General features: G+C 64.4%; 20 protein-coding genes. 19 read left to right on the forward strand and 1 reads right to left on the reverse strand.

Annotated elements, in window-relative coordinates:
* The coding region (locus AC1RTA_RS08095; RefSeq protein ID WP_492784453.1) for an energy transducer TonB at window positions 1-387 on the forward strand (387 nt) is incomplete at its 5' end.
* Window positions 388-401: 14 nt separating this feature from the next.
* On the opposite strand, the gene AC1RTA_RS08100 is transcribed toward AC1RTA_RS08095, so the two are convergent.
* Complete coding sequence (locus AC1RTA_RS08100; protein ID WP_492784454.1) at window positions 402-950, reverse strand: NUDIX hydrolase; 549 nt, start codon at window positions 948-950, stop codon at window positions 402-404.
* A 275-nt stretch (window positions 951-1,225) separates the two neighbouring features.
* On the opposite strand from AC1RTA_RS08100, the gene motA reads away from it, so the two are divergent.
* The 18 genes from motA (at window position 1,226) to AC1RTA_RS08190 (ending at window position 22,464) form a co-directional block, all read left to right on the forward strand.
* Complete coding sequence (gene motA, locus AC1RTA_RS08105) at window positions 1,226-2,083, forward strand: flagellar motor stator protein MotA (protein WP_014236788.1); 858 nt, start codon at window positions 1,226-1,228, stop codon at window positions 2,081-2,083.
* 30 nt (window positions 2,084-2,113) lie between these two features.
* A complete protein-coding gene (motB, locus tag AC1RTA_RS08110; RefSeq protein ID WP_014236789.1) occupies window positions 2,114-3,061 on the forward strand; it encodes a flagellar motor protein MotB in 948 nt (315 codons plus the stop codon).
* Between the two features lie 113 nt (window positions 3,062-3,174).
* The gene (locus AC1RTA_RS08115) at window positions 3,175-4,335 is read left to right on the forward strand and encodes a methyl-accepting chemotaxis protein (RefSeq protein ID WP_416242991.1); all 1,161 of its coding nucleotides are present in this window, start codon (window positions 3,175-3,177) and stop codon (window positions 4,333-4,335) included.
* Between the two features lie 15 nt (window positions 4,336-4,350).
* The gene (locus AC1RTA_RS08120; protein WP_014236791.1) at window positions 4,351-4,716 is read left to right on the forward strand and encodes a response regulator; all 366 of its coding nucleotides are present in this window, start codon (window positions 4,351-4,353) and stop codon (window positions 4,714-4,716) included.
* 49 nt (window positions 4,717-4,765) lie between these two features.
* Complete coding sequence (locus tag AC1RTA_RS08125) at window positions 4,766-7,225, forward strand: chemotaxis protein CheW (protein WP_492784455.1); 2,460 nt, start codon at window positions 4,766-4,768, stop codon at window positions 7,223-7,225.
* A gap of 16 nt (window positions 7,226-7,241) precedes the next feature.
* The gene (locus AC1RTA_RS08130) at window positions 7,242-7,745 is read left to right on the forward strand and encodes a chemotaxis protein CheW (RefSeq protein WP_130459976.1); all 504 of its coding nucleotides are present in this window, start codon (window positions 7,242-7,244) and stop codon (window positions 7,743-7,745) included.
* A gap of 70 nt (window positions 7,746-7,815) precedes the next feature.
* Window positions 7,816-10,683, forward strand: a complete 2,868-nt coding sequence (locus AC1RTA_RS08135; protein ID WP_014236794.1) for a methyl-accepting chemotaxis protein — start codon at window positions 7,816-7,818, stop codon at window positions 10,681-10,683.
* Between the two features lie 72 nt (window positions 10,684-10,755).
* On the forward strand, window positions 10,756-11,634 hold the full coding sequence (locus AC1RTA_RS08140) for a CheR family methyltransferase (protein ID WP_014236795.1): 879 nt from the start codon (window positions 10,756-10,758) through the stop codon (window positions 11,632-11,634).
* Window positions 11,609-12,256: a chemoreceptor glutamine deamidase CheD gene (gene cheD, locus AC1RTA_RS08145; protein ID WP_130459974.1), complete on the forward strand. Its 648-nt coding sequence runs from the start codon at window positions 11,609-11,611 to the stop codon at window positions 12,254-12,256. Before AC1RTA_RS08140 ends, cheD begins: the two co-directional genes overlap by 26 nt.
* 6 nt (window positions 12,257-12,262) lie before the next feature.
* Entirely contained in the window at window positions 12,263-13,288 is a 1,026-nt protein-coding gene (locus AC1RTA_RS08150) for a protein-glutamate methylesterase/protein-glutamine glutaminase (protein WP_152090727.1), read from the forward strand.
* 68 nt (window positions 13,289-13,356) lie between these two features.
* A complete protein-coding gene (locus AC1RTA_RS08155; protein ID WP_014236798.1) occupies window positions 13,357-13,662 on the forward strand; it encodes an STAS domain-containing protein in 306 nt (101 codons plus the stop codon).
* 14 nt (window positions 13,663-13,676) lie between these two features.
* Complete coding sequence (locus tag AC1RTA_RS08160; protein ID WP_492784456.1) at window positions 13,677-15,431, forward strand: ATP-binding SpoIIE family protein phosphatase; 1,755 nt, start codon at window positions 13,677-13,679, stop codon at window positions 15,429-15,431.
* Window positions 15,432-15,592: 161 nt separating this feature from the next.
* Window positions 15,593-17,173 carry a methyl-accepting chemotaxis protein gene (locus tag AC1RTA_RS08165; protein WP_492784457.1) on the forward strand — a complete coding sequence of 527 codons (1,581 nt, stop codon included), beginning with the start codon at window positions 15,593-15,595 and terminating at the stop codon, window positions 17,171-17,173.
* 179 nt (window positions 17,174-17,352) lie between these two features.
* Window positions 17,353-18,321: a chemotaxis protein gene (locus tag AC1RTA_RS08170; RefSeq protein ID WP_014236801.1), complete on the forward strand. Its 969-nt coding sequence runs from the start codon at window positions 17,353-17,355 to the stop codon at window positions 18,319-18,321.
* 21 nt (window positions 18,322-18,342) lie between these two features.
* Complete coding sequence (locus AC1RTA_RS08175; protein WP_014236802.1) at window positions 18,343-19,281, forward strand: chemotaxis protein; 939 nt, start codon at window positions 18,343-18,345, stop codon at window positions 19,279-19,281.
* Between the two features lie 18 nt (window positions 19,282-19,299).
* On the forward strand, window positions 19,300-19,692 hold the full coding sequence (gene cheY / locus AC1RTA_RS08180; protein ID WP_014236803.1) for a chemotaxis response regulator CheY: 393 nt from the start codon (window positions 19,300-19,302) through the stop codon (window positions 19,690-19,692).
* Window positions 19,693-19,695: 3 nt separating this feature from the next.
* Window positions 19,696-20,562, forward strand: a complete 867-nt coding sequence (gene cheZ / locus AC1RTA_RS08185) for a protein phosphatase CheZ (RefSeq protein ID WP_492784458.1) — start codon at window positions 19,696-19,698, stop codon at window positions 20,560-20,562.
* A gap of 12 nt (window positions 20,563-20,574) precedes the next feature.
* Window positions 20,575-22,464, forward strand: coding sequence for a chemotaxis protein CheA (locus AC1RTA_RS08190; RefSeq protein WP_416242985.1), 1,890 nt, complete (start codon window positions 20,575-20,577; stop codon window positions 22,462-22,464).
* The last annotated feature ends 96 nt before the right edge of the window (window positions 22,465-22,560 follow it).

The raw sequence follows: 22,560 nt of genomic DNA on the forward strand, positions 1-22,560 counted from the left end.
GGGGAGGGCCAGTCCGGCGCGGCGGCCAGTCCGGCGGCCGGCGGCGGCGAGCGGGGCGCGGCAGCGCCGGCCCGGGAAGGCGCCAGCGGCGATGCCCTGCGCCAGTACCGCCTGGCCCTGGCCCTGGAGGCGCGGCGCTTCAAGCGTTATCCGCGGCTGGCCCGGGAGCGGGGCTGGGAGGGGACGGTGGAAGTGGTGGTGCTGGTGGGCGGTCCCGCCGGCCTGGCCGGCACGGTGCAGTTGCAGCGCTCCAGCGGCTACGGACTGCTCGACGACCAGGGGCTGGAAATGCTCAACCGGGCCCTGGCCGCGACGCCGCTGCCGGAAGCCCTGCGCGGCCGGGAGCTGCGGCTGGTGCTGCCGATCGAATTCAAGCTGGAGGAGTAGGGGGCGGGCCGGCCCTAGAGGTAGTCCGCCGGCGGCGGGGGTAGGTCCAGGCTGTGCAGGCGGAAGTGGCCTGCCCGCTTGTCGGCGTAATAGCGTTCCAGGGCGAAGCGCACGCTACGGAAGGCCAGGTCGTGCCAGGGGATGTCGCTTTCCTGCAGCAGGGCCGTTTCCAGGCTTTCCTCCCCCGGGCTGTGGCGGCCGTCCACCAGCTTGCCCAGGTAGAAGAGATGGACCTGGTTGATGTGGGGCACGTTCACCACGGCGAAAAGGCTGCCGATTTCCACCCGGGCGCAGGCTTCCTCCAGGGTTTCCCGGGCCGCGGCCTGGCCGGTGGTCTCCTCGTTTTCCATGAAGCCGGCCGGCAGGGTCCAGTAGCCGTGGCGCGGTTCGATGGCGCGGCGGCAGAGGAGGACGCGCTCCTCCCATTCGGCAATGCAGCCGATCACCAGCTTGGGATTGAGGTAATGGATGGTGCCGCAGGCGTCACAGACGTGGCGGGGCAGGCTGTCTCCCGGCGGGATGCGCAGGTGCACCGGAGCGCCGCAGTGGCTACAGTAGTTCATCGCGGGAGGAGGAGTGTGCGTGGCGCATGTTTGCCAGTTTAAAACAGTTTCCGGGCCCAAATAAGAGACATTTGTCCTCGCCCCCGGGCCCTTGGGACACCATAATGAATGGCAAAATGGATCGCCTCCGGGGGCCAGAATCCGCCGGCTGGCGGAGTTTTTCTGGGGCTTTTGTCCGGCCCGATGCTATTTTGCTCAGCCGTAAGGGTTGTTGCTAGAATGGCATACACCGAATTAATACAGCAGGCGCTGCCGGAAGGGCAGTGGGGGGAAGCATGTTTCTCATCATTGGTTATGTAGTCATCCTGCTGGCCTCGGTTGGCACCTACGCCATCCACGGCAGCCTGGCTGCCCTGTGGGTGCCCGCCGAATATGCCGCCATCGTCGGTCTGGTGGTGGGCGCCTTCGTCGCCAGCAACAGCATGAAGGTCATCAAGAAGACGGTCGGCGCCCTGCCTTCCATCTTCAAGGGCTCCAAGTACACCAAGGCCCTCTACATCGACCTGCTGGCCATGCTCTTCGAAATCCTCGCCAAGGTGCGCAAGGAAGGCCTGATGGCCATCGAAGCCGACGTGGAAAACCCCGAATCCAGCCCCATCTTCAGCAAGTACCCGGACATTGCCGGCGACCACCACGTCCTCGATTTCATCACCGACTATCTGCGCATGATGGTGGGCGGCAACCTCAATACCCTGGAAATCGAAGCCCTGATGGACATGGAAATCGAGACCCACCATCACGAGGAAGAGGTGCCGGGCCATGCCATGGCCAAGGTGGCCGACGGCGCTCCCGCCTTCGGTATCGTGGTGGCGGTGATGGGGGTGGTGAACGTGATGGGCTCCGTGGGCCAGCCGCCCGCCGTGCTCGGCAAGATGATCGGCGGCGCCCTGGTGGGCACCTTCCTCGGTATCCTGCTTTCCTACGGCTTCGTCTCGCCCATCTCCAGCCTGCTGGAGCAGAAGGCCCACGAAGGCTCGAAGATTTACCAGTGCATCAAGGTGGTGCTGCTGGCCGCCATGTCCGGCTACGCTCCCCAGGTGGCCATCGAGTTCGGGCGCAAGGTTCTCTTCTCCGATGTCCGTCCGTCCTTCCGCGAACTTGAAGAAGAACTCAAGGCTCGCAAGGGCAAGTAAGTCCTGAACCCTTTTGCCCGGTAAGCGCCGATGAGCGACGATTCCTCTCGCCCCATAGTCATCAAACGCATCAAGAAGGGTGGCGGCGGCCACCATGGCGGGGCCTGGAAGCTGGCCTACGCCGACTTCGTCACGGCCATGATGGCCTTCTTCCTGCTGATGTGGCTGCTCGGTTCCACCGCCAAGGGCGACCTGGAAGGCATCGCCGAGTATTTCCAGAATCCACTCAAGGTTTCCATGCAGGGCGGTTCCGGTTCCGGCGACGCCACGGCGGTGATCCAGGGCGGCGGCCTCGACCTGACCCGGCAGAACGGCCAGGTGCGCAAAGGCGAGGACGCGGCCAAGCACAGCGTTTCCAAGTCCTCCGAAGAAGCCAAGCAGCGCGAACGGGCCATGCTCAAGGAGCTGAAGAAGCGCATCGAGGATGCCATCCAGAGCAATCCGGCCATCCAGCAGTTCAAGAACCAGCTGCTGCTGGACATCACCAGCGAGGGCCTGCGCATCCAGATCGTGGATGAGCAGAACCGGCCCATGTTCGACCTGGCCGGCGACCAGCTGAAGCCCTATACCCGGGAAATCCTCAAGGAAATCGGCAAGGTGCTGAATGCGGTGCCCAACCGCATCACCCTCTCCGGCCATACCGATGCGGCCCAGTTCGCCGCCGGCGCCCGGGGCTTCTCCAACTGGGAGCTGTCCGCCAACCGGGCCAATTCCTCCCGGCGCGAACTGGTCAGCGGCGGCATGGACGATCACAAGGTCCTGCGGGTGGTGGGCATGTCCTCCACCGTGCTGTTCGATCGCAACGACCCCCTCAATCCGGTCAATCGCCGCATCAGCATCGTCGTCCTCAACAAGGAGACGGAGGAGGCGTTCCTGCGGGACGCCGCGCCTGATGTGGAAGTGAGCAACGACGCCATCCCTGCGTCCGAAACGCTGACCCCCGGCACCAAGGTGCCATCCGGGCGCCCGCCCCTGTAGAATGTCCGGTCAGCCAGCACAAGCAAACTAATAAGGGGAGACTGGGTACGATGAACGGATGGGCCAAATTGTCTGGCTTCGGACTGGTATGGGCGTTGCTCGTGGCGGCGACCATGGCGGCGATCGACCCTGCCCTGCGCGGCGCCCCCTTTTCCGTCGGCATCGGCGCCATCGTCGTCGGCTGGCTGCTGTTTTCCCTGTTGCTGCGCGATTCCTCCGCCGACGGCAAGGAGTCGTCCGGCGGTGACGTGGCCGCTGGCGAAGGCGTGCGCCTGCTGGCCGAGACCGGCGAGGTGATGCAGCGGGCCAGCGACGAATTCCACAGCCAGTTCGAGGAAGCCCGGGCCGACGTGACGCGGACCCAGCAGATTTTCTCGGAAGCCATCGGCACCCTGATCCAGAGTTTCACCGCAATGAGCCAGCAGGCCCGGCGCCAGCAGGAGCTGGGCACGGGCATCATCAGCAGCCAGCGCGGCGAGGACGGCGCCGCCGATTTTGCCGGCTTCGCCCAGCACACCTCGGAAACCCTGCACGCCTTCGTGGACAGCGTGGTGGCCAACTCCAAGCTGGCCATGGAACTGGTGGAAATGACCGACAAGATGTCGGAACAGATGAAGCGCATCACCGGCATGCTGGGCGAGATCGAAGGCATCTCCAAACAGACCAACCTGCTGGCGTTGAATGCCGCCATCGAGGCGGCCCGGGCCGGCGAGGCGGGCCGCGGCTTCGCCGTGGTGGCGGACGAGGTGCGCGACCTCTCCGGCCGCACCAGCCACTTCAGCCAGCAGATCCGCGGCCAGCTGGTGACCATGCAGCAATCCATCGAAATGACCGAGCAGGCCATCAACAAGATGGCGGCCCAGGACATGACCTTCGCCCTCAAGTCCAAGCAGGGGGTGGAGGTGGCCATGCAGAACATCGAGGCCCTCAACCACCGTACCGGCGAGACCATCGACGAGCTCAACCACATCTCCGAGAGCATGGAGCAGAGCGTCAATCAGGCGGTGGTTTCCCTGCAGTTCCAGGACATGGTGACCCAGCTGCTGTCCCACGTGAATGGCCGGCTCGAATCGGTCCAGGCGGTACTGGGCGAGGTTCGGGCCCTGGCGGCTGCGGCCCAGTGCGGCCAGGGCGAGATGTCCGCGGCCCAGGCCGACAGCCTGCGGCAGTCGCTGCTCCAGGCCCGCACCCAGGTGGACGGCCTGCGCCAGCGCACTTCCAATAATCCGGTGAGCCAGGAAGGCTTCAACACCGGCGAAATCGAACTCTTCTGAAAATCGGAGTCTCCCATGCCCAAAACCATTCTTGCCGTCGATGATTCCGCCTCCATCCGCCAGATGGTGAGCTTTACCCTGAAGAGTGCCGGTTACGACGTGGTCGAGGCCGTGGACGGCATGGACGGCCTGGAAAAGGCCAAGGCCCGCGCCATCAACCTGGTGCTGACCGACCAGAACATGCCGCGCATGGACGGCCTGACCCTGATCCGCACCCTGCGCGGCCTGCCCCAGTACAAGGCCACGCCCATCCTGATGCTGACCACCGAGTCCTCCGATGCCATGAAGACCCAGGGGCGCGCTGCCGGCGCCACCGGCTGGCTGGTCAAGCCCTTCGATCCCCAGAAACTGGTGGAAGTGGTGAAGAAGGTGATCGGCTGAGCCGCGGCCCCGGTCCCCTTCAGTCCCTGCGTCGGTCAGAGAGGCGAACATGGCCATCGACATGAGCCAGTTCTACCAGGTGTTCTTCGAGGAGTCGGCGGAGCACCTGGCGGAAATGGAATCCCTGCTGCTCGGGCTGGACGTGGGCGCCCCGGAGGATGAGGACCTCAACGCCATTTTCCGGGCGGCCCACTCCATCAAGGGTTCCTCCGGCACCTTCGGCTTCACCGACTTGACCGCCGTCACCCACGTCCTGGAAACCCTGCTCGACCGACTGCGCAAGCACGAGATCGGCCTGCGCCCGGAAATGGTGGATGCCTTCCTCGAGGCCGGCGATCTGCTCAAGCTGCTGCTGGCCGCCCACCAGGGCGGCGAGGCGGTCAGCGCCGAGGCCCAGGAGGCCATCTGCGAAAAGCTGCGCCAGCTGTCCCGGGACGAAGGGGCCGAGGCGGTTGCTGCCGTTGTGCCGGAAACCGTTGTGGCCCCGGCGGAAAGCGGCGTTGATGGCGGCTGGGAAATCGAGTTCGTGCCGACGCCCGCTTCCCTGGCGGTGCCGGAAACCCTGGAAAATTTCCTCGAGGACCTGGGGCGCCTGGGGCGCCTGGAAGTGCTCAGCCGTTCCAGCGGCCCCGTTCCCTCCCTGTGGCAGTTGCGCCTTTACGGCCAGGTGGCGCGGGAAGCCCTGGCCGAATCCCTCGATTTCGTCGCCGAGACCGATGCCTGGCGCCTGTCGCCCCTGGCAGCCCCGGCGGCAGCTGCCGACGAGGCTTTCGGCCTCTTCGACGATGCCCCCGGAGCGCCCCAGGACGAGACCGCCTACGGCTTCTTCGACGACGCCCCCGGCCTGGCCCCCGCCGCGCCTGCCGCGATGGCGGAAGAGGGGGATGGCTACGGTTTCTTCGATCCCTTGCCCGAGCCGGTGGCGGCGGAGGATGCCCTTGCCCCCATCCCGGCCGTGGCCGAGGAAGGTGAGGGCTACGGCTTTTTCGCTCCCCTGCCCGATCCTGCTGCCGCTCCGGCAGCGGTGGCTGAAGAAGGGGATGGTTACGGCTTCTTCGAGCCTCTGCCGGCCACTGCCGGTGCGGCTGCCGGGGTGGCCGAGCCTCCTGTGCTGGAGGAAGGGGAGGGCTACGGTTTCTTTGTGCCGCTCCCCCAGGCCGGCACCATGCCGCCGGTGAGCGAGCCTGCGCCCGCTCCGCTGGCGTCGCCTCCGACCGCTCCTGCGGTGGTTCCGGCAAGCGTTGCCGCCGCGGCGCCGGCGCTAGTGGCGCCGGCAGCCGAAGCCCGCGTCGAAAGCCGTCCGAAGGCGCCGCCGGTGGCCGCGGGCGACAGTTCCATCCGGGTCGGGGTGGAAAAGGTGGACCAGCTCATCAATCTGGTGGGGGAACTGGTCATCACCCAGGCCATGCTCCTGGCCACGGCCCAGGAAATGCAGGAGGCGGCGCCCGAGCGTCTGCTCAACGGCCTGACCCAGCTGGAACGCAACAGCCGGGATCTGCAGGAAGCGGTGATGTCCATCCGCATGCTGCCCATCTCCTTCGTCTTTTCCCGTTTCCCCCGGGTGGTGCGTGATCTTTCCGGCAAGCTGGGCAAGCAGGTCGAGCTGAAGATGAGCGGCGAGACCACGGAGCTGGACAAGGGCCTCATCGAAAAGATCACCGACCCCCTGACCCACCTGATCCGCAACAGCCTGGACCACGGCATCGAATCGCCGGAGAAGCGCGTCGCCGCCGGCAAGCCGCCGGGCGGCACCATCACCCTCAAGGCGGCCCACCAGGGTGGCAACATCGTCATCGAGGTGGGGGACGACGGCGCCGGCCTGAACCGCCAGAAAATTCTCGCCAAGGCCCGGGAGAAGGGCCTGGCGGCCTCCGACCAGATGAGCGACCAGGACGTGTGGGCCCTCATTTTCGAGCCCGGCTTTTCCACCGCCGACCAAGTGACCGACGTTTCCGGCCGGGGCGTGGGCATGGACGTGGTGCGGCGGAACATCCAGGCCCTGGGCGGCCGCATCGAAATCGAATCCATGACCGGCATCGGCACCCGCATGACGGTGCGCCTGCCCCTGACCCTGGCCATCCTGGACGGCATGAGCGTGGCCGTCGGGGAAGAAATCTATATTATTCCCCTGTCCTACGTGGTCGAGTCCCTGCAGCCGAAGCCCAGCGACATCAAGACCGTTTCCAACCAGGGCCGGGTGATCCAGGTGCGGGGCGAATACCTGCCCGTGGTGGTGCTGCACGAGGTCTTCGCCGCCGAGCCCAAGGTGCGGGAGTTCCACCAAGGGATCATGGTGGTGCTCAACGCGGACGGGGCCAAGGCCGCCCTCTTCGTGGACGGACTGGTGGGCCAGCACCAGGTGGTGATCAAGAGTCTGGAACAGAACTACCGCAAGGTGCAGGGCGTGTCCGGCGCCACCATCATGGGGGATGGCCGGGTGGCCCTGATCCTGGATACCTCGGCCCTGGTGGCCATGGCCAAGGGCCAGGCGACGGACGGGGCAGCCTGAGCAAAGGAGCGAGACAGTGGAAAACTACAATGCCGGCAATGGCGCCACCGACGAAGACCAGGTGGCCAGCGAATTCCTGACCTTCACCCTGGGCCAGGAGGAATACGCCATCGATATCCTCAAGGTCCAGGAAATCCGCGGCTACGATATGGTGACGCGGATCGCCAATGCGCCCGAATTCATCAAGGGCGTCATCAACCTGCGGGGCCTGATCGTGCCCATCGTCGATCTGCGCATCAAGTTCAAGCAGCCCAAGATCGAATACACCCCCTTCACCGTGGTCATCATCCTCAACGTGATGAGCCGGGTGGTGGGCATCGTGGTGGACAGCGTCTCCGACGTCATCGCCCTGACCCCGCCCCAGATTCGCCCCGCCCCGGATTTTTCCGCCAGTTTCGATACCCGTTTCATCCTGGGCCTGGCCTCGGTGGAAGGACGCATGCTGATCGTCACCGACATCGAGCAGCTGATGAGCACCCGGGACATGGAACTGATGGACGACGTGGCCGCCCTGGCCTGAGACAGGCACCCAGACAGAGAAAATTGCTTGGCCGCCGGAAGCGGTGGCCGGAACAGACGGAGAGACCAACATGCGCACCAATCTGCCGGTCACCAATGTGGAAGTGCCCCTGCGGGATGACACCCTGATCGTCTCCAAGACCGATCTCAAGGGTCAGATCACCTACATCAACCGGGATTTCATCGAGATCAGCGGCTTCACCGAGGCCGAGCTGATCGGCGAGCCCCACAACATCGTGCGCCACCCGGATATGCCGTCCGAAGCCTATGCGGACATGTGGACCCACCTCAAGGCGGGACGGCCGTGGACCGGCCTGGTGAAGAACCGCTGCAAGAACGGGGACCACTACTGGGTCGAGGCCAATGCCACGCCGATCCGGGAAAACGACCAGGTGGTCGGCTACATGTCGGTGCGCCGCAAGCCCTCCCGGGATCAGGTGGAAGCGGCGGAAAATGCCTACCGCCTGTTCCGCGAGAACCGGGCCGGCTCCCTGCGCATCCTCTGCGGCAAGGTGGTGCGCGGCGGTCCCAGCCTGGGCGACCGTTTTGCCAGCCTGTCCCTGGCCACCCGTCTGGGCCTGGGTTTCGGCCTGGCAGTCCTGTTTGCCGTGGTGGTCGGCGTGCTGGGCCTGTATGCCCTGAACAACACCAACGAGAGCCTGGAGCGGGCCTTCACCGACCGCCTGCAGCCGGTCCAGGGTCTGGCCCGCATCGGCAAGCTGGTGGCGGACAACCGGGCCCAGGTGCTGCTCGGCCTGCAGCATGAGCCGGGCACCAGCAATGCGGCCAGCCACGAGCATCCGGTGACGGCCCACACCGACATCATCGCCAAGAACCGGGAAGAGCTGACGGCCATCTGGCAGCGCTACCAGCAGAGCATCCGCAGCGACGAGCACAAGGCCCTGGCCGAAGCCTATTTCATCGCCCGCAAGCGTTATGTGGACGAGGGCATCAACCCGGCCCGGGACGCCCTCAATGAAGGCCATTTTGCCGAAGCCCAGCGCATCCTCTCGGAGAAGATCAATCCGCTCTACGACGAGGTTTCCGCCAAGACCGACGCCCTCTACCAGTACCACGCCGACCAGGCGCGCAAGGACGCCCAGGCTGCCGATGACCTGAAGGCCACCACCACCGGCACCATCGTCGGCGCCATCGTGCTGGTCATCGTGCTGCTGACCTTCATCGCCTGGCGCCTTTCCGGCGGCATCCTGCGCTCCTTGGCCGATGCTCAGGCCGCCTTCGGCGCCGTCAGCCAGGGCCGCTACAACCACCAGGTGGACATCACCCGCAACGACGAGATGGGCCGCCTGCTGCAGGGCATTCAGGCCATGCAGATCAAGCTGGGCTTCGATGTGGCCGAGGCCCAGCGCATCGCCAACGAGAACCTGCGCATCAAGATCGGCCTGGACAACGTGGCTACCAACGTCATGGTGGCGGACGACCAGCACAACATCATCTACATGAACAAGGCGGTGGAAGACATGTTCCGCCGGGTGGAGGACGACATCCGCCGCGACCTGCCCGACTTCCGCGCTGCCACCCTGCTCGGTTCCAACATCGACGTCTTTCACAAGAACCCGGCCCACCAGCGCGGGCTGCTGTCGCGCCTCAGCGGCTCCCACCGCGCCACCGTGCACCTGGGCGGCCGCACCTTCTCCCTGACCGTGACCCCGGTGGTGAATGAGCGCGGCATCCGCCTCGGCTCCGCCGTGGAATGGCTGGACCGGACCGCCGAAGTGGCGGTGGAGGCCGAGGTGGCCGACATCGTGAACGGTGCCGCCAACGGCGACTTCACCCGGCGCCTGGTGCTGGAGGGCAAGGACGGCTTCTTCCGCCAGCTTTCCGAGGGTATCAACCGTCTTCTGGAAACCAGCCAGAAGGGCCTGGACGACGTGGCCCGCATGCTCAACGCCATGTCCCAGGGCGACCTCACCAGCCGCATCGAGGCCGACTATGCCGGCACCTTCGGCCAGCTGAAGAACGATGCCAACAGCACCGTCGAGCAGCTCAAGGAAATCGTCGAGCGCATCAAGGGCGCCACCGAGGCCATCAACACGGCAGCCCAGGAAATCGCCTCCGGCAACACCGACCTCTCCTCCCGCACCGAGGAGCAGGCCTCCAGCCTGGAAGAGACCGCCTCCTCCATGGAGCAGCTGACCAGCACGGTGAAGCAGAATGCGGACAATGCCCGTACCGCCAACGAGCTGGCCAGCGGCGCCCAGCAGGTGGCAGTGAAGGGCGGCGAGGTGGTGGAGCAGGTGGTGCAGACCATGGGCGCCATCCATCACTCCTCCAGCAAGATCGCCGACATCATCGGCGTCATCGACGGCATCGCCTTCCAGACCAACATCCTGGCCCTCAACGCGGCCGTCGAAGCGGCCCGGGCCGGCGAGCAGGGCCGCGGCTTTGCCGTGGTGGCCACCGAGGTGCGCAACCTGGCCCAGCGCAGCGCCGCCGCCGCCAAGGAAATCAAGGCTCTCATCTCCGATTCCGTGGAGAAGGTGGAGAACGGCTCCCGCCTGGTGGATTCCGCCGGCCGCACCATGGAAGAGGTGGTGACCTCCATCAAGCGCGTCGCCAAGATCATGGCCGACATCGCCGAGGCCAGCCGGGAGCAGAGCGCCGGCATCGAGCAGGTGGGCCTGGCGGTGAGCCAGATGGACGAAGTCACGCAGCAGAACGCCGCCCTGGTGGAAGAGGCCGCTGCTGCCGCCGAAAGCCTGGAGGAGCAGGCCCACGGCCTGATGGAGGCAGTTTCCGTGTTCCGCCTCGGCCACGAGGCGCCGGCAGGCCGCCACGCCGGCCCGAGCCCGGCCATGGGGCAGGCGCAGGCCGCCATTCCCCATCTGCAGCAGGAAGTGCGTGTGCCGTCACCCAAGTTCGGCGGCAAGCCCGTCAACCTGCCGGCCTCCCTCGATGACGAGTGGGAAGAGTTCTAAGCCCTTTCCATCCGCCCAGCCCGCTCCCGGCCCTTGTTGCCGGGAGCTTCTCCGAGCAAGGAAGTGTCAGCCATGACCGATGCCAAGCGCCCCCTGTTCAACCTGCCGCCGGCGGCAGCCCCGGCTACCCGGGAATTCGTCTTCACCAGCGCCGATTTCGAGCGGGTCCGCAAGCTCATCTACAAGCATGCGGGCATTTCCCTGTCGCCGGTCAAGCAGGACATGGTTTATTCCCGCCTGGCCCGGCGCCTGCGCGCCACCGGCATCAAGTCCTTCAGCGACTATCTGGACCGGCTGGAAAAGAACAGCGATTCCCAGGAGTGGGAGAAGTTCGTCAATTCCCTGACGACCAATCTCACCTCCTTCTTCCGGGAACCCCACCATTTCCCCATCCTGGCCGACTACCTGAAGAAGCATGCCGGCAAGCGGCCCCTGAAGATCTGGTGCTGTGCCGCCTCCACCGGCGAGGAACCCTATTCCATCGCCATGACCGTGCAGGAGGCCCTGGGCAATGCGGCGAGCAATGTTTCCATCATCGCCTCCGACCTGGATACCAACGTCCTGGCTACGGCCGACAAGGGCGTCTATGCTGCCGACCGGGTGGAGAAAATGTCCCCGGAGCAGGTCAAGCGCTTCTTCCTCAAGGGCACCGGCAACCAGGAGGGCTACGTCTGCGTGCGGCCGGAACTGCGCCGCATGATCACCTTCCAGCGCCTCAACCTGCTGGACCCCAGCTGGTCCGTGCGCGGCCCCCTGGATGTGATCTTCTGCCGCAACGTCATGATCTATTTCGACAAGCCGACCCAGTACAAGATTCTTTCCCGTTTTGCGCCCATGCTGAACCCGGAGGGCCTGATGTTCGCCGGCCATTCCGAGAGCTTCCTGCATGCTGCGGACTTGTTCCGTTCCCTCGGAAAGACAGTCTATGAGCTGGCGCGAAAGCCGGGATGACCTGGCTGCGGCCGCCGGCGGTGCCGAGTATGTGGAGCACCTGGCGACCAATCGCTATTTCGACCGGAGCTTCGAGCGGCCGGCGGCCAAGATCCTGCCCGGCGAATATTTCGTGGCCCGGGACGACATGCTGCTGGTCACCGTGCTCGGCTCCTGCGTCGCCGCCTGTATCCGCGACGGCGATTCCGGGATCGGCGGCATGAACCATTTCATGCTGCCCGAAGCGGGCGGCGAGGGCATGGTCAGCACCTCGGCCCGCTACGGCACCTACGCCATGGAAGTGCTGATCAACCATCTGCTCAAGCTGGGCGCCCGTCGCGGCCGCCTCGAGGCCAAGGTCTTCGGTGGCGGGGCGGTCCTCTCCAGCCTGGCGTCCACCCAGGTCGGCGCCCGCAATGCGGAGTTTGTGCTGAATTTCCTGAAGACCGAAAAAATACCCGTGGTTGCCAAGGACCTGCTCGATTCCTATCCCCGGAAGGTCTATTACTTTCCCCAGACCGGCAAGGTCCTGGTGAAGAAACTGCACCGGGTCCACAACGACACCCTGTTCACCCGCGAAAAGGAATACCAGTCCCGTCTGGGCCAAGCGAAGGTGGAAGGGGACATCGAACTCTTTACCTGACCCGCCATGCCTATCCGTGTACTCGTAATCGACGATTCGGCGGTGATGCGCAAGCTGCTCACCGAATTCATCAATTCCCAGCCCGACCTGGAGGTCGTGGGAGCCGCTCCCGACGCGCCGACGGCCCGGGAGATGATCAAGACCGTCAATCCGGACGTGCTGACGCTGGACGTGGCCATGCCGAAAATGGACGGCCTGGAGTTCCTCGAGCGCCTGATGCGCCTGCGGCCCATGCCGGTGGTGATGGTCTCCTCCTATACCGAGGCCGGTTCCGACACCACCCTCAAGGCCCTGGAACTGGGCGCCGTCGAATTCATCGGCAAGCCCCGGGTGGAGCCCGGCCATTCCCTGGACGACTACGCCCAGGAACTGGCGGAGAAGATCCGGGCGGCCAAGGGGGCGCGCCTGCGCAAGCCGCCGGCCGCAGCCCAGCCCGTACCCTCCGTGCCCCGGGGCGTGGCCACCAACAAGATCATTTTCGTCGGCGCCTCCACCGGCGGCACCGAGGCCCTCAAGCATTTCCTGCTGGGCATGCCGGCCGATTGCCCGCCCATCCTGGTGGTGCAGCACATGCCCGAGACCTTCACCGCCTCCTTCGCCAAGCGCCTCGACAGCCTGTGCGCGCCCCGGGTCATTGAATCCAAGGGCAATGAAAAGGTGGAGGCTGGAACCGTCTATATCGCCCCCGGCCATTCCCACCTGCAGGTGCGCAAGACCGCCTCTGGTCTGGTGACCGAACTGCTGCAGACCCCGCCCGTGAACCGGCACCGGCCGGCGGTCGATGTGCTGTTCCATTCTGCCGCCCAGCTGGTGGGGCGCAACGCCCTCGGGGTGATCCTCACCGGCATGGGCAAGGACGGCGCCCAGGGCCTGCTGGCCATGCATCAGGCCGGAGCCCGCACCTACGGCCAGGACGAGGCCAGCTGCGTGGTCTACGGCATGCCCCGGGAAGCCGCCCAGATCGGTGCGGTGGACGAGGTGGTCAGCCTTGACGAAATGTCGCGCCGGGTGCTGGCCGGCCTGGGGCGCTAGCCGCCGCTTGCGGCTCCATAGATAATAGGCCGCAGTGCCAAGACACGAATAATTGATAAGGGAGTGGTATGCATACCAGTGTTGAGCAGGACAATGGCCGGGCCGTGGTAAAGCTCTCCGGCCGCTTCGATTTCAATTCCCACCGGGAATTCCGCGCTGCCTACGAGAACCTTCTCGGCCGTGGCGACCTGAAGGAATTCGTGGTCGATCTGGGCGGCGTCGATTATCTGGATAGTTCGGCCCTGGGCATGCTGCTCCTGCTGCGCGACAAGGTGGCCCTGGAAAACAAGGCCGTCTCCCTGGCCAACTGTCAGGGCAATGTGCGGCAGGTGCTGGATATCGCCAACTTCGGCAAGTTGTTCAAAATCTCCTGATGCCGTTCGGGGCCATGAAAGCGGTAGCCGGCCCCATTGCTGTTCCTGCGCTCGCCATCCTCCTGGTGGAGGATGATCCCCTCGATGCCGAACTGACCCAGATCGAGCTGGAACGTTTCGGCCACCGGGTCAGCGTCGCCCGCAGCGGCGAGGAGGCCCTGGCCCTGTACGCCAGCTTCCGTCCCGATCTGGTGGTGACGGATATTTCCCTGCCGGGCATGTGCGGTTGCGAACTGACCCGTCAGCTCAAGTCCCGGGAGCACCCCCACTGGCTGCCGGTACTCTTCATGAGCGGCACCCAGAGCGAAAGCTCCCTGGTGGAGGCCTACCAGGCCGGTGCCGACGACTTCATCCACAAGCCCATCAGCCGCCCGGTGCTGCAGGCCAAGCTGGGCGTCTTCCAGCAGCGCCTGCACCTGCAGCGTGAGGCCCAGGCCCGGGAGCGGCTGCTGCAGCGCTATCGGGACCAGGTGGAGGAGGAGAAGAGCGTCGCCCTGCACCTGATGCATCGCCTGGTCAATGCCGAATTGCTGGGGGATCTGGCCGTCAGCCACTGGATGCGGCCGGCGGAAACCTACAGCGGCGACCTCATCGCCGCCGCCCGTACCCCGGGCGGCATCCTGCATGTTCTTCTGGCCGATGCCACCGGCCACGGTCTGGCCGCCTCCCTGGCGGTGATGCCGGTGACCCAGCCCTTCTACCGCATGACCGAAAAGGGTTTCGGCATCGATGCCATCGCCCGGGAGATGAACCGCAAGGTGGCCGAACTGCTGCCCGTGGGGCGTTTCGTCGCCGCCACCCTGGCCGCCGTGGATTCGGCCAGCGGTTCCATCCAGGTGTGGAATGGGGGCAATCCTCCGCCGTTCCTGGTGAACAGCCAGGGGTTGCTGTCCAGCATCACTTTTGCCAAGGCCCATCTGCCCCTGGGCATCCTCGCCGACGAGGACTTCGATGCCTCCACCGAGGTGCATTTCATCGAGGAGCCGAAGCAGCTGGTGATCTACTCGGACGGTGTGGTGGAGGCGGAAAACGGCAGCGGTACGCCCTTCGGCCGGGAGCGCCTGCTCAATGCCCTGCTCAGCCAGGAACGGGAAGAGCGCCTGGCCGGCGTGGTGGGGGCCCTGGATGCCCATCTGGCCGGTCGCGGCGCCCAGGACGACCTTTCCCTGATGCTGGTGCATTGCTACCACCAGACGGCCCGCAGCCCCCGCATCGGTGGCGGAACTCCCCGGGTGCTGCGCCACTCCGGTTCCTGGCAGGTCACCATGTCACTCTCCGCCGACGACATTCGCAACCTGGACCCGGTGCCGACCCTGATGGGGGTGTTGAGCCAGTTCAATCGGGACAAGGACCATGGCAGCCACATCTTCCTCATCCTCTCCGAGCTGTATAACAACGCCCTGGACCATGGGGTGCTCGGCCTGGATTCGGGCCTCAAGGCCCAGAGCCAGGGGTTTGAGCGCTACCTGGAGGAGCGGGGGCGGCGTCTGGCTGCCTTGCGCGACGGCACGGTGGACCTCGAAGTGACCCAGCAGCATCGCGGTGGCCGCACGGAGCTGGTGATGCGGGTGCGGGACTCCGGCCCCGGTTTCGATCACGCCGCCTTCATGGCCAGTCTGGAAAGCGAATGTAGCGGCAAGGTTCCCCATGGCCGGGGCATCCGCCTGGTCCATTCCCTGTGCAGCGCCCTGCACTATTGCGCACCGGGTAACGAGGTCATCGCGTATTATGATATGACCGACTTTGGCTACGCCGGGGACCGACAGTAAGCCGAAGATACTTATAGACACTGGGAAAACCAGGGGATGGAGACAAGATGAGTGCCGTTTGGACATGGCGGGCGATCGCCCTGGTGGTGATGCTGGCAGCTCTCGGATCGGGGGCGTGGAGTTGGGGGGCTCTCGGCGGTGGTTGGGCGGCGGCGGGGACCATGCTGCTGCTGGCCCTGGGAACGTCCCTGGCGCTGGGGGCGGTGATGGATGCCCTGTTCCTGCGCCCCATGCGGGTGCTGCGTCAGGGGATCGAAACCATGTATGCCGACGGCGACCTGACCAAACGGGTGCCGGTGGCCGGTAAGGGCGATGTGGCCGAGACTTCCGCCTCCTTCAATCGCCTAGTGGCCAGCATCCATACCATCATCGGCAAGGTGATTTTCAATGCGGTCGAGGTGGCCAAGGCCTCCCGCCAGGTCCTGGAGGAGGCCAACCAGGTCGCTGCCGGCTCCACCCAGCAGCATGACGCCGCCCAGGCCACCGCAGCAGCCGTGGATGTGCTGTCGAGCAACATGCACGAGGTCAGCCAGCGGGCCCACGAGACCTCATCCATTGCCCAGTTTGCCAGCGAGTTGTCCGGCGAGGGGGTGGGCATCGTCAATGATGCCTCCCGGGAAATGGAGAAGATCGCCGAGTCGGTGACCCACTCCGCCGAGGTGGTGCGAGCCCTGGGCGACCGCTCCAAGGCGATTTCCGGGATCGTCCAGACCATCCGGGAAATCGCCGACCAGACCAACCTCCTGGCCCTCAATGCGGCCATTGAGGCGGCCCGGGCCGGCGAGGCGGGGCGCGGTTTTGCCGTGGTGGCCGACGAAGTGCGCAAGCTGGCCGAGCGGACTTCCCTGGCGACGGGCGAGATCAGCAGCGTCATCGGTTCCATCCAGGAGGAAACCGCCACCGCCATCACCAGCATCGAGGCCGGTACCGGCCAGGCCCAGAGCGGCGCCGATCTTGCCCGCCAGGCGGCAGACTCCCTCACCCGCATCAATGGCGGCGCCCAGGAGACCATGGAAAAGGTGGATGCCATCGCCGGGGCCATCGAACAACAGAGCCAGGCCGGTCAGGACATCGCCTCCCATGTGGCCCAGATCATGGAAATGGCCCAGTCGAACAGTGCCGCCGCCGAGCTCACCTTGCAGGAAGCCCGTCAGCTGGAATACCTGGCGACGAATCTGAAGGAAATCGGCAACGTCTTCCGCCTGGGCAGCGCCGGCGAGGAGTCTGTGGCGGTCCACGCCAGCATGCCGTCCATGGTGCAGGAACTGGCCGGCAGCGTCGGCCAGCTGCTGGAGCAGGCCATCGATTCCGGCAAGATTTCCCTGGCGGACCTGTTCGACGAAAACTACTCCCCCATCGCCGGAACCCGGCCCCAGAAGTTTTCCACCCGCTTCGACGCCCTGTGCGACCAGTTGCTGCCAAAGTTGCAGGAGCCGCTGCTGGAACGGCATCCCCATGTGGTTTATGCCATTTCCACCAATCGCAAGGGTTACGTGCCGACCCATAACAAACGCTTTTCCAAGCCCCTGACCGGTGACGAAAAGGTGGATTTCATCAACAACCGCACCAAGCGGGTGTTTGACGACCCGGTCGGGCGGCGATGTGGTTCCCATGAACAGCCTTTCCTGCTGCAGACCTACCGGCGCGACACGGGGGAAATCATGCACGACATTTCCGCCCCCGTTTACATCAAGGGCAAGCATTGGGGAGGTGTCCGGATTGGCTACCGGACGGAGTCCTGATGGGCTTCCTGTGGCTTTCTACCTTTCCGCTCCCATGGTTTTGCATGTATTCTTAAGGTTATAGGTATATTGTCGTTAAAAGTGATGGGTTTCCCTGGGAAACGACCTAGGTAGATTGTTGGCCCATTGCAATTAGAATCTCTAAGAACAATCGTTCCCGCATTCGAGGGGTAGTGGTCATGTCTGAACTGCTCAAAAGTATCGACGCCCGCACTAAACTTGCCGGCACCAATAAGCTGGAAATCCTGCTGTTTACCTTGGGCACCGATTCGCGCAATGGCCGGCGGGAAACCTTCGGTATCAACGTTTTCAAGGTCCGCGAGGTGATGCGCACGCCGCCCATCACGGCGGCGCCGGACATGCCGGCCGCAGTCGAAGGTATGGTCAGCCTGCGCGGCGCCTTGGTGCCGGTGGTGGATCTGGCCAAGTACGCCGGGGTCCAGACCGACACGCCGCGGGACATCATGATCGTCACCGAGTACAACGGCCACACTCAGGGATTCCTGGTGGAGGCGGTGGATACCATCCTGCGCCTTGACTGGGGCATGATGCGGGTGCCGCCGGAGATGCTGGTGGCCCAGATGGGCGGCTTGGTGACCGCCGTGACGGAACTGGCCGATGGCCGTCTGGTGATGATGATGGACGTGGAAAAGGTCCTGTCCGAAACCACCAAGTACGACGACGAGTTCATGTACCGCAGCATCGTCCCCATCGACAAGCCCGAATGTACGGTGTTTTTTGCCGACGACTCGGTGGTGGCGCGCAAGCAGATCGAACGTACCCTGCAGGCCATGAACGTCAAGTACGTGGCGGCCATCAACGGCCGCCAGGCCTGGGAAGAACTGGAGAAAATGGCTGCCTATGCCGTTTCCCTGGGGCGTCCGGTCAATGAAATGGTGAGCCTGGTGCTGACCGACATCGAAATGCCGGAAATGGATGGCTACATCCTGACCAAGAAGGTGAAGAGTGATCCGCGCTTTGCCGGTGTGCCCGTGATCATGCATTCCTCCCTGTCCGGCATGTCCAACCAGAAGCTGGGCCAATCGGTCGGGGTGGATGAATATGTGCCCAAGTTCGAGCCCCAGAAGCTTTCCGAGACCCTGGCGCGGCGCCTGGGGGCTACCCTTCCCGCCACCGTTGAAGCCTGATACTGCCCGGAGCTGACCATCATGGATATGTCGGAAAAGAAGAACCTCCTGGAAAGCGTGGATGCGCGCACCCGTCTGGCGGGTTCCAACAAGATGGAAATCCTGCTGTTCTCCCTGGGAACACGGGAGACTTTCGGCATCAACGTGTTCAAGGTGCGGGAAGTCGGTCGTACGCCCCATATCACCAAGACCCCGAACATGCCCCGGGGGGTGGAAGGCCTGATTTCCCTACGCGGCAACGTGATCCCGGTGCTGTCCCTGGCCTCCTTCCTGGAGCTGGACAATCCCCCCGCCGGTCTGGGCAAGACCATGATGGTGGCCGAGTATTCCAAGCGCACCCTGGGTTTCCTGGTGCATGAGGTGGATCGCATCATCCGTGTGGACTGGGAGCGGGTGAAGGCGCCGGAAACCGTGCTGGCCGCCAACCAGGGACTGATCACCGCCGTCATCGAGCTGGAGGGCGGGCATCTGGTGTCCATCCTCGACGTGGAGCAGATTCTGGCCAATGCCTTCGGCGAGGCCATCATCATCGACATCGCTCCGGCCCGCGTCGAAGAAGAGGTGAGCATCTTCTTCGTGGATGACTCCATCGTGGCCCGCAAGAAGATTTCCGAAGTGCTCGACAAACTTGGCGTCAAGCACAAGCATGCCACCAATGGCATGGAGGCCTGGACCCGACTGCAGGCCATTGCCGCCCATGCCCAGCAGATGGGCAAGAGCCTGCGCGACGAAATCCGCCTGATCCTGGTGGATGCGGAAATGCCGGAAATGGACGGCTATGTCCTGACCAAAAACATCAAGGGGGATGCACGTTTCGAAGGCGTGCCTGTGGTCATGCATTCCTCTTTGTCTTCAGAAGCCAACCGGGCGATGGGCAAGGCCGTAGGGGTGGACTCCTATGTGGCCAAGTTCGACGCCGAAGTGCTGGCCGATACCTTGCGTCCCCTGCTCGAACGATAAGAATTAACGGAGTGAAGCATGTCTGCTGATCCAAAGATGAAATTCCTGGTGGTGGATGATTTTTCCACCATGCGGCGCATCGTCCGCAACCTGCTCAAGGAACTGGGATTCACCAACGTCGATGAGGCCGAGGATGGGGCCATCGCACTGCAGAAGCTGCAAGGGGGGGGCTTCGACTTCGTGGTTTCCGACTGGAACATGCCGAACATGGATGGCCTGACCCTGTTGCAGACCATTCGCGCGACGCCCAATCTCAAGCATCTGCCGGTGCTGATGATCACGGCGGAAGCCAAGAAGGAAAACATCATCGCCGCGGCCCAGGCCGGCGCCAGCGGCTATATCGTCAAGCCCTTCACTGCTGCGGTGCTGGCTGAAAAGCTGCAAAAGATTTTCGAAAAAATGGGGGCTTGAGTCATGAGCGATGCCAATCTCAGCGGCGACAGCGCCGATCTGGAAGCCCTCTTCGACAGCATTGCCTCGGCTCGTCCCGAGCCGGTTGCCGCTCCTGCCCCGGCAGCCCCTGCCGCTGCGGCGGCCCCCGCTGCTACCAATGACAGCGACGACCTGCAGGCGCTGTTTGACAGCGTTGCCGCCACCGTGGCACCGGTCGCCGAGCCTGCTGTTGAAGTCATTCCTGCCGCCGAGGACGGTGAGGGTGAGGCGACGGGCGACGAACGGGACCGGGTCTTCAAACGGATCGGCCACATGGCCCGGCAGCTGCACGACACTTTGCATGAGCTGGGCTACGACAAGCTCCTGGAAAAGACGGTCCATGCCATTCCCGATGCCACTGATCGCCTGGCCTACGTTGCCAACCTGACCGAACAGGCGGCGTGCCGGGTGCTCAACGCAACCGATATTGCCAAGCCGCTGCAGGATGAGCTGGAAACTTCCTCCCGCGCCCTGGGGGCTCGCTGGGACAAGCTGTACGCCAACCAGCTGTCGGTGGAGGAGTTCAAGCAGCTGGCGGCGGAAACCCGTGCCTTCCTCCGGGACACGGCACCCCAGAAGGCGGCCGCCACCAACGATCAGTTGCTGGAAATCATGATGGCCCAGGACTTCCAGGATCTGACCGGCCAGGTCATCAAGAAGGTGGTGGTGCTGGCCCAGGACCTGGAAAACCAACTGGTGCAGGTGCTGGTGGATGTGATTCCCGACGCACGTCGCAACGAAAACGTAAACAGCCTCCTCAACGGTCCTGTCATCAGCAGTGAAGGCCGTACCGATGTGGTGGTGAACCAGCAGCAGGTCGACGACCTGCTGGATAGCCTCGGCTTCTAAGGGAGTAGCGCCATGAGCGACTTCGCCGGAATGGAAGACCTGCTGCAGGATTTCCTGCAGGAGGCCAACGACCTTCTGTCCGATGTGGACAATAAACTGGTGGATCTGGAGAAGGCGCCAGACGACCGGGGCTTGTTGAACGACATTTTCCGCGGCTTCCACACCATCAAGGGTGGTGCCGGCTTCCTCAATGCAACCGAACTGGTGACTCTGTGCCACCTGACGGAGAACCTGTTCGACCGCCTGCGCAATGGGGAAATGCAGCTCTCGCCTGAGCTCATGGATATCATCATGGCCGCCACCAAGGGGGTGCGCGACATGTTCGGCGAGCTTTCCGGCGGCGTGCAGCCCCGTCCTGCTCCAGACGATATGCTGGATGCCCTGCGGCATGTGCTGGAAGGTGGGGAAGCCCACGCTCCGGCAGCCGTCGCTGCCGAGCCGGTGGCGGTGCCTGCTGCTGCCCCGGCGGCCCAGTCCGGCGAGCCCGACTGGCAGGCCTTGCATGCGGCAGTGACCGGTGTGGCACCTGCCGCACCTGCGGCAGTGGTTCCTGCTGCTGCCGAAGTGGTGGTGGCGGAAGCTCCGGTACAACCCCATTTCCCGCCTTCCGGCCGTCGTGTGAACGACAAGCCGGGGGCCGGCGGCGCGCCGGTGGGGCGCCGCGTCGAAGAGCGTGCCGCGGTACGGGAAAATACCATCCGTGTCGATACGGCCCGTCTCGACCAGGTGCTCAACCTGTCCGGCGAGATCGGCCTGACCAAGAACCGGCTGACCAGCCTGCGGGCCGATATCCTGGCCGGCAAGACCGACGCCGAAACCCTGCATGCCCTGGATCAGGCCGTCAGCCAGCTGGATCTGCTGGTGTCCGACCTGCAGAACTCGGTCATGAAGACCCGCATGCAGCCGATCGGCCGCCTGTTCCAGAAATATCCCCGGATTGCCCGCGATCTGGCGCGGCAGCTGGGCAAGGATGTGGAACTGGTGCTGGCCGGTGAAGAAACCGAAGTGGACAAGACCATGATCGAGGATCTGGCAGATCCCCTGATCCACTTGATCCGCAATGCGGTGGACCACGGCGTGGAGCCGTCCAACGAACGTTCGGCGGCCGGCAAGCCGGTGAAATCCGTGGTGCGCCTGGAAGCACGTCAGGAAGGTGACCACATCGTCCTGATCGTGGCCGACGACGGCCGCGGCATGAGCGCCGAGCGCATCCGGGCCAAGGCCATCGAAAAGGGGCTGATTTCCGAAGAGGAAGCCAATACCCTGGACGAACGCCAGAGCCTGAACCTGATCTTCCTGCCCGGCTTCTCCACCAAATCCCAGATTTCCGACGTATCCGGCCGCGGTGTGGGCATGGACGTGGTCAAGACCAACATCCAGAAGCTCAACGGCGCCATCGAGATCCGTTCCGAGCCGGGCAAGGGCTCCGTTTTCATCATCTCCCTGCCCCTGACCCTGGCCATTCTGCCGGTGCTGCTGGTGCTGCTCGGCGATCAGCCTTTTGCACTGCCCCTGTCCATGGTCCGGGAAATCCTGCCCATCGAGAAGGACAAGCTGCAGGAAGTGGGCGGCAAGGAGACCCTGGTGGTGCGCGGCGAAATCCTGCCGGTCATTTCCCTGGCCCGCCTGCTGGGCTGGCCCCAGGATCGGGATCCCGAGTATGGGGTGCTGATGCAGACGGCGGAGCGCAGCTTCATCCTGTCGGTGGACAGCTTCGCCGGCCGGGACGATGCCGTGATCAAGTCCCTCGACGACTTCCGTCCCCGTGGCGTGGCCGGTGTTACCACCCTGTCCAATGGCCAGATCGTTTTGATCCTGGATATGAAGGAGCTGCTCTCGGATCTGGGTCAGCATCTGGATCTGGGGCCGGGCGGCGGCGCGCGGGCGCTGGAATTCGCCTGAAAACCCTTAGCAGTCAACGTACTACCGGGGAGCCTTGGCCTCCCCGGTGTCGTTTACAGGGCGGCAAAAGTTGCCGAGGAGCGGCAAAATTTTGAG

It is taken from the genome of Azospira sp. MPR-E4, assembly GCF_058809645.1.